This is a genomic window from bacterium, assembly GCA_030655055.1.
Lineage (GTDB): Bacteria > Edwardsbacteria > AC1 > AC1 > EtOH8 > UBA5202.
This window is the reverse complement of the sequence record JAURWH010000118.1, coordinates 1-7,301: the sequence shown is the minus strand read 5'-3', so window position 1 is coordinate 7,301 and position 7,301 is coordinate 1. Positions and strand designations below refer to the sequence as shown.

At 56.2% G+C, this 7,301-nt stretch carries 7 protein-coding genes; 6 read left to right on the top strand and 1 reads right to left on the bottom strand.

Features of this window, described 5'->3' with window-relative positions:
* A partial coding sequence (gene topA, locus Q7U71_05555) for a type I DNA topoisomerase (GenBank protein MDO9391221.1) occupies window positions 1-1,211 on the bottom strand: 1,211 nt, incomplete at its 3' end.
* Between the two features lie 328 nt (window positions 1,212-1,539).
* Between topA and Q7U71_05550 the strand changes: the two genes are divergently transcribed.
* The 6 genes from Q7U71_05550 to Q7U71_05525 all read left to right on the top strand — a co-directional run bounded on the left by Q7U71_05550 (window position 1,540) and on the right by Q7U71_05525 (window position 7,148).
* Complete coding sequence (locus tag Q7U71_05550) at window positions 1,540-2,142, top strand: Rnf-Nqr domain containing protein (GenBank protein MDO9391220.1); 603 nt, start codon at window positions 1,540-1,542, stop codon at window positions 2,140-2,142.
* Window positions 2,139-2,708, top strand: coding sequence for a hypothetical protein (locus Q7U71_05545; protein MDO9391219.1), 570 nt, complete (start codon window positions 2,139-2,141; stop codon window positions 2,706-2,708). The genes Q7U71_05550 and Q7U71_05545 overlap by 4 nt, the downstream gene beginning before the upstream one ends.
* 160 nt (window positions 2,709-2,868) lie before the next feature.
* Window positions 2,869-3,780, top strand: coding sequence for a 4Fe-4S binding protein (locus Q7U71_05540; GenBank protein ID MDO9391218.1), 912 nt, complete (start codon window positions 2,869-2,871; stop codon window positions 3,778-3,780).
* Between the two features lie 10 nt (window positions 3,781-3,790).
* Window positions 3,791-4,441 (top strand): phosphatase PAP2 family protein, encoded by a 651-nt coding sequence (locus Q7U71_05535; GenBank protein MDO9391217.1) that lies wholly within the window; start codon window positions 3,791-3,793, stop codon window positions 4,439-4,441.
* Window positions 4,442-4,598: 157 nt separating this feature from the next.
* A complete protein-coding gene (locus Q7U71_05530) occupies window positions 4,599-5,438 on the top strand; it encodes an MlaD family protein (GenBank protein MDO9391216.1) in 840 nt (279 codons plus the stop codon).
* A gap of 66 nt (window positions 5,439-5,504) precedes the next feature.
* On the top strand, window positions 5,505-7,148 hold the full coding sequence (locus tag Q7U71_05525) for a glycosyltransferase (protein ID MDO9391215.1): 1,644 nt from the start codon (window positions 5,505-5,507) through the stop codon (window positions 7,146-7,148).
* Window positions 7,149-7,301: the final 153 nt, after the last annotated feature.

Sequence of the window (7,301 nt, the reverse complement as noted above, 5' to 3'; positions counted from 1 at the left end):
AACAGGTATTTGCCGCAGGCGATGTCGGCGGTGGAGGCCAGGTATACGGCGGGGTTCATCTGGCAGGCCAAAAAGCGGCTGTAGATCAGGCCGTAGACCTTGTGCTGTTCCGGGGTCAGGTAGCCCTTGATCTTGTCGGGGTGGCGCTCCACCGCCGAGGGCCGGATGGCCTCGTGGCCCTCTTGGGCCCCCTTGCGGGATTTGTAGTGCAGCGGTTCCGGCGGCAGGTAGCCGGCCCCGAATTTCTCCTTGATGTATTCCCGGGCGGCGGCGATGGCCTCCGGGGCCAGCCGCACCGCGTCGGTGCGCATGTAGGTGATCAGCCCGGTGGCGCCCTCGTCGCCCAGTTCGATGCCCTCATACAGCTGCTGGGCCAGCATCATGGTCTTCTTGGCCGAATAGCCGAAGGCCCTGAAGGCCGCCTGCTGCAAAGTGCTGGTGATGAAGGGCGGATAAGTGTTGCGCTTCTTGTCCTTGGACTCCAGGTTCTCCACCGTGAACTGGCCGGCCTTAAGCCCGGCCAGCACCTTGTCCATGGCGGCCTTGTCGTTGATGGCGGCCTTCTTGCCGTCTATCTTGAACAGCAGGGCCTCGAACGGCCCGCCCTCCTTGCCCTGGAGCCTGGCGCCTAAGGACCAGTATTCCTGGGGCTTAAAGGCCTTGATCTCGTCCTCCCGTTCGCAGATCAGCCGCAGGGCCACGGTCTGCACCCGCCCGGCCGAAAGGCCCCGCCTGACCGTGGTCCACAGATAGGGGCTGACCTGGTAGCCCACTATCCGGTCCAGGATCCGCCGGGCCTGCTGGGCCTCCACCTTGTTATTGTCTATCTTGCCGGGATGGGCGATGCCGCTCTTGATGCTCTCCTTGGTGATCTCGTAGAACATGATCCGGTGGATCTTCTTCTTCTTGCCTTCCTTGATCTCGGCGGCGATGTGCCAGGCAATGGCCTCCCCCTCGCGGTCGGGGTCGCAGGCCAGATATATGTTTTCGGCCTCCTTGGCCTTGGCCTTGATCTGGGCCACTAATTTGGCCTTGCCCTTGATGACCACGTACTGGGGCTCAAAGTCCTTGGCCAGGTCCACCCCCAGCTTGCTGGGCGGCAGGTCCCGGACGTGCCCCATGGAGGAGATGACGGAATAATCGCGGCCCAGGTATTTGCCGATGGTCTTGGCCTTGGCCGGTGATTCAACGATGACGAGATTTTTTGCCATACCTACCTTGTGTGAGAAGTTTTGAGTACCCGGCTAATACCATTAGACAGGATTTACATGATTAACAATATTTGCTTCAAACCACTGCCTATATGTCATCCTGAGAACAGCACCATTTTTTAACAAACCGAAGGATGACATATTTACAGCAAAATCATGAGTTGCAAAAGCCTTTTTAAAACAGGCCGACTATCATACTAAAATAAAACCTGTCCTGTCAAGGCTTTTCTCTTGACTTTGTCCGTCAAAGAAATTATACTTAAGTTTTAATCCTTTGCCGGTTAGCCGATTGTGATTTTAATCTCACAAAATTTAAAACTGATTTTCTATGCGCCTTCCTTCAGAATCCAAACAACAGCTTTTCCTGAAAAATCTCTGGTCCGAGAATCCGGTGATGTTCTCCGGACTCGGCATATTTCTGGCTGTGGCCGGTACCTCCACCGTGGGCCAGGCATTTTTTCTGGGAGCCATCGTCCTTCTTTTACTGCTGTTCAACAGCCTGGTTTCATCGGCTGTGGGCGAGCTGTTCCAGAAAAAGGTCCCCCTCTGGCCCCAGGTGATCCTCTCCTCAATATTGCTGTCGGGCCTGGCGGTTTTTCTGTCCGGGGCCTTTGCCTCCCTGCCGGATAACACCCGGATATTGTATGCCCTGCTGGCGGCCTCGCCCCTGGTGTACTCACGGGCCCAGCTTCTATCCTACAACACCACCATTGACCGGGCCATGTTCGATGCCGCCGGTACCGGGGTGGGAACCCTGGCCGTTATGCTGGCCATAGCCCTGGTCCGGGAAATGATCGGACAGGGCCGCCTGGCCGGTTTCAGCGTTTTCCCCCCGGCCCCTTGGCCCCTGCTCAATACACTGTTCGGCGGGATCCTCTTGACCGGGATCCTGCTGGCGATCTTCAACCTGCTTGTTAAAAATAAAAAATGACCGCACCTTTCGCCTTATCATTCCTGACCGGACTGCTGGCCCTTAATCCCTGGATCAGCCTGGGCCTGATCCCCACCGCCGCCCAGGGCGCCAGCCTGAACCACCGCCAGGCCTTTTACTACGGGCTGCTGGGGGCCTTGACCATGCTGGCATACGGCCTGCTGGCCTGGCTGCTGCATTTCCAGGTTATCGCCCCATTGAAGATGGCGGCCTTTGAACTGCCTTTGCTGTTGCTGATGATGCCGGGTCTCAACTGGGCTTTAGCCAGATTGTTGAAACCCTGGCCCCGGCTGGAACAGAACCTGCCTGTGTTCCATTTGAATTTTCCGGCCCTGGCGGCGGCCCTGGTGCTGCTGCAGTACCCGCCGGCATCGTTCGGGTTGATGGCCCTGACCCTGCTGGGAATGTCGGCCAGTTTCCTGGCTTCCCTGATGCTGGTTTCGCACTTGCGGGCCCGGCTGGAGACCGGGCTGTTTCATAAATCTTTAAAGGGCTGGCCCTCCTTCCTGCTGGCTTCGGGCATCTTGTGGATCGCCTTTCAGGGCCTTTTGATGCTGGTCAAATAGGTTTTTCATCCGCAGACGCCGTCGTGAGCCCTTCGGCACCACTCAGGGCAGGCTCTGCCGAACGATTTCGCAGACGTTGTGGTGAGCGTTAGTCGAACTATTATCGCAGATATATATTTAATGCACATTCAACATGAACACTGAGACCACTAATATTTCTATGGGAATCTCCCAAAAAATACTTGACCTCTTGCCAGGCTTGAACTGCGGGCTGTGCGGCTCTTACCAGGGCTGCCTGGGCTACGCCCGGCGGCTGGAGCAGGGCGAGCCCGACCTGGGTCTGTGCCTTCCCGGCGGAGAGAGCCTGCGCTCAAAGCTGCTGGAATTCTGGGCCGAGAAGAACGCCGGAATGCAGGCCGAGGTCTCCTTCCTGATCTGCCAGGGCGATTCCCACAAGTCCGCCGACCGGTTTGAGCATCAGGGCATATCCACCTGCCGGGCCGCCATGCTGACCTTCGGCGGTCCCCGCCAGTGCCTGTACGGCTGCCTGCGTTTCGGGGACTGCGTGGCCGCCTGCCCCTACGGGGCCATCACCGTGGGAAAGCAGGGCCTGCCCAAGGTTGACTTCACCAAATGCCGGGGCTGCGGGCGCTGCGCCAAGGCCTGCCCCAAGCAGATATTCAAACTGTCGCCCAAGAGCCAGCAGATATTTTTAGCCTGCAGCAACCAGTCCAAGCACGAAGGATTCACCGGAGCCTGCCAGAGCGGCTGCACCACCTGCGGGGTCTGCCTGGAGGCCTGCCCTTATGGGGCCGTCAGCTGGGAGGGCTCCCTGCCGAAGATAGACTACCAGCGCTGCCGCTCCTGCTCCATCTGCGTCATCAAGTGCCCGCCCAAAAGCTACATCGACCGGATACCCATCCGGCCCACCGCCTTCATCGGCCTGCAGTGCAACGGCTGCGGTCAATGCAAGCCGGTCTGCCCCACCGACTGCATCATCGGCAAGAAGAACGAGCACCACAAGGTGATCCGGGGCCAGTGCATAGGCTGCGGGCTGTGTTTTGAGGTCTGCCCCCAGAAGGCGGTGACCATGCTGGGAGCCTTGGGACACGTGGACCTGACCAGGTTCTAAAAGATAAAAAATGAAAAATAAAAAATCAAAAATAGCAATCTGTTTTTACCTCCTGCTTTTGGCTTTTTATGTAATCCCCCAGTGCCAAGCCCAAAGTTTAGACCAGAGACTGTTCAACCAGATCCATGACCGCTGGCAGCGAGACTGGCTGGACAAGCCGATGGAACTGTTGACCGATGCCGGCGAGGCCGAGATCGGCATTGCCCTCTGCGCCGGGGTGGGCCTGTTCGGCGGGGAGAAAGCCCGGCAGAACGCCAAGCTGGCCCTGACCGCCGACCTGGCCTCGGCCCTGCTTACCTACGGCCTGAAGAACGCAGTCAACCGGCCGCGGCCCGAAGGGCCGACCGAGCGCTCGAACTCCTCCTTCCCCTCCGGCCACTCCACCGGGGCCTTTGCCCTGGCCACGGTCTTTGCCCACCAGTATCCCAGGATAGCCATACCCTGCTACACCGCTGCCGCGGGAGTAGCCTTGTCCCGGGTTTATTTGGGAAGGCACTATCCGTCTGACGTCCTGGCCGGCGCGGTGATAGGCTTTGCCACGGCCAAGCTGGTTCTGCATTTCAGGAAAGGCATCCTGGATTTTGAGTTCGACACCTGGCTGCAGAAGAAATTCAAGAAGGACGAAAGTCCTGCCCTGCCCGACAGTTCTGTTTTGCAGTAATCAGCTATTAAACTTTGGCGCTTTTACGCATATGTCATGCTGAGGCAGGCTTCTTCGCCTTACAAATTGAAGCATCCCTCAATTTGTGAGGTAATAAGGCATCTCGGGATGACAGTAATCCAGTATTCTATTTTCAATTTTTTATTTAAAGGTTATCATGTCCAATCGCCGTAACGAAATAATAGTGGGCGTGGTGGTCCTATCCGCCATCACCCTGCTGATAGCAGGCCTCCTCTGGTTCAACCGCATTGACGTGGGCCGGAACAACTACCTGGTGAAGATCGCCTTTGAGGACGCCGGCGGCATGCGCAACGGCGACCCGGTGACCGTCTCCGGTTTTAACAAGGGCAAGGTCAAGGATATCGCCCTCAACAAGGCCAAGCCCGGCATAATCGCCACTTTGATGCTGGACAGCGACGTGGAGCTGAAGAAAGACGCCCAGTTCTGGCTGACCGACGCCAGCCTGATGGGCGACAAGCAGATCGCCATCTATCCCGGGACCTCGGACCAGCCTTACGACATCTCCCTGACCCACGACGGCTTCCGCAACCCCGGCCTGATGGAGACCATGGTCAAGATGGGCTACCTGGCCAACGAGGCCGCCCAGCTGATAGGCAAGATGAAGAACGACCTGGCCACCCCGGAGAACATCAAAAATATTTCCTCCACCCTTAAGAATCTGGACCAGGCCTCCCAGCAGCTGAGCCTGATGGCTTCCCAGAACCGCCAGGCCCTTACCCAGACGGTGCAGGACGTAAACAAGCTGATCTCGCCCAACAAGGCCAAGCTGGACAGCACCATTCAGAGCCTGGCCCGGGCCAGCGCCAACCTGGATTCCATTTCGTACAAGATAAACTCCGGCCAGGGCACCGCCGGCCAGCTGGTGAATAATAAAGAGTTATACGAGGACCTAAAGAAGACCAACAAGCAGCTGCAGGACCTGATAGCGGATATCAAGGCCAATCCCAAGAAGTATCTGACGGTGGAGATATTCTAAATAACATTCCATAGCCCAGCCCTTAAGGGCTGGGCTATGGATAAAATATATCTAAAGCAATGTAAGATGAAATTATCCATCATCACGGCCATACACGATCAACTGGAATACAACAAACTGTTCTATGAATCGCTCATAAAAAACACCTTCCACCCTTTTGAGCTGATCATCATAAACAACAATTCCACCGACGGCTCCGGCAAATATTTTAAAGATCATAAGGCCATCGTAATAGACAACCGGGAAAACGTGGCCTACTCCAAGGCGCAGAACATGGGCCTGGACGCATCCACCGGCCAGTATCTGGCTTTTCTGAACAACGACCTGTATCTGTCAAAACACTGGGATAAAAAACTGATCGATTACCTGGAACAATACGGCTTGGACATCATCTCCCCGGTGGGGATCGAGAACATGGAGACCGCCAGGGCCACCAAAGCCTATATGCGGAAATGGCGGCGGGTAAATCTGATCCAGCGCTTCAAAACGCATTTGGGATTGACCTATACAAAGAATGACCTGCTGACCCTGATCCGGAATATGTACGGCGACTGGGACAAATTCACGGCCAGGCGGGCGCTTAAATTCAAACGTTTCATCTATCCCGGTATTGCCGGGAACGCCATCCTTACCAACCGGAGGTTCTTTGACATCATCGGCAGGTGGAATGAGCAGGTCAGCTCCGCCGACTACGACCTGCTGATCCGTTCCGGCAAGAGCCAGGTTGAGACCGGCCGGGTGCAGGCCTCGGCGGTGGCGGGCGACGTTTTCATCCATCACTTCATCAAGGCCACCACCAGGGTCAAAGACAAGCAGGTTGAAACCTGGAACAGATTGGCTGACGTGGCCGAGCATTACACGGCCCCCGACCTGTATTACCTTAGGCGTCCCCTGGTGTCGGTCATAATTGCCGCCAAAGGCCGGCCCGGTTATTTTGAAAAGACCCTGCTGAGCCTGAAGGGTCAATCCGAACATGATTTTGAGATCATTTATTTCAGCGACGGAGCCGAACCGGGATATCAAAGCGTGGCCGATCAGTACCGCAGATCGTTCAAACACCCTGTCCAAGCCGTTCCAGGCATCCCCGGCAGCAATGCGGGAGCCTTAGCCAACCAGGCGGCCAGAATGGCGCGCGGAGACTATCTGGTCTTTCTTAACGGGGACCGGATACTCCACCACCGGTTCATTGAGCGCCATCATGCCCGGCGCAAACCAGGCGCTTTTTTATGGAGCAACCCGGTTGTATTAAGCGAAGACGCTGTATACAAATTGACCAATGAAGCTGTAACCTCCCGATCCTTGGAAAATGATAGTTCCTGGCAGGGGCAATGCGATCCCTCCACAGTAAAATACGGTTGCTACAGCCCTTTTAAAAACCGGCTGTCAAATATTTCCCTTCCCGGCAGGGCCAAGGGTAAACCGCTTGCCGCTGATTCCAATTTTTCCCTGTTCAAAGGCGACTTCTACCGGGTCAATGGTTACGACCTGGGACTGGCCGGCCCCGACCGGATATATTACGACCTGCGCCGGCGGCTGTTGAAAGCCGGGATAAAGCCGCGGTCCGTCAATTACGAAGCCATACAATACAACCTGAGCCGGTTGGATGATGGAGAAACAAACACGGCAGTGAATCCCGGCGGTACTGAAGAGCCCGGTTCCTATTTTACCATTAACGGACTGGCCAAGCTAAAAAGCATCTCAGATCTTTGACCCCTCAATCAATCCATAGCCCAGGCCTTAAGGCCTGGGCTATGAAAGAAACACGATATATTAAAAATAAACTCCTCCCCAAAACCAACTTCGTCTGCCAGTCCTGCGGCTTCGAAAGCTCCAAATGGATCGGCAAGTGCCCGTCCTGCCAGG

Excerpts from the sequence above, each read along its gene's own strand:
- Q7U71_05550 (MDO9391220.1), top strand. The coding sequence starts at position 1,540 with ATGCGCCTTCCTTCAGAATCCAAACAACAGCTTTTCCTGAAAAATCTC.
- Q7U71_05545 (MDO9391219.1), top strand. The coding sequence starts at position 2,139 with ATGACCGCACCTTTCGCCTTATCATTCCTGACCGGACTGCTGGCCCTT.
- Q7U71_05540 (MDO9391218.1), top strand. The coding sequence starts at position 2,869 with ATGGGAATCTCCCAAAAAATACTTGACCTCTTGCCAGGCTTGAACTGC.
- Q7U71_05535 (MDO9391217.1), top strand. The coding sequence starts at position 3,791 with ATGAAAAATAAAAAATCAAAAATAGCAATCTGTTTTTACCTCCTGCTT.
- Q7U71_05530 (MDO9391216.1), top strand. The coding sequence starts at position 4,599 with ATGTCCAATCGCCGTAACGAAATAATAGTGGGCGTGGTGGTCCTATCC.
- Q7U71_05525 (MDO9391215.1), top strand. The coding sequence starts at position 5,505 with ATGAAATTATCCATCATCACGGCCATACACGATCAACTGGAATACAAC.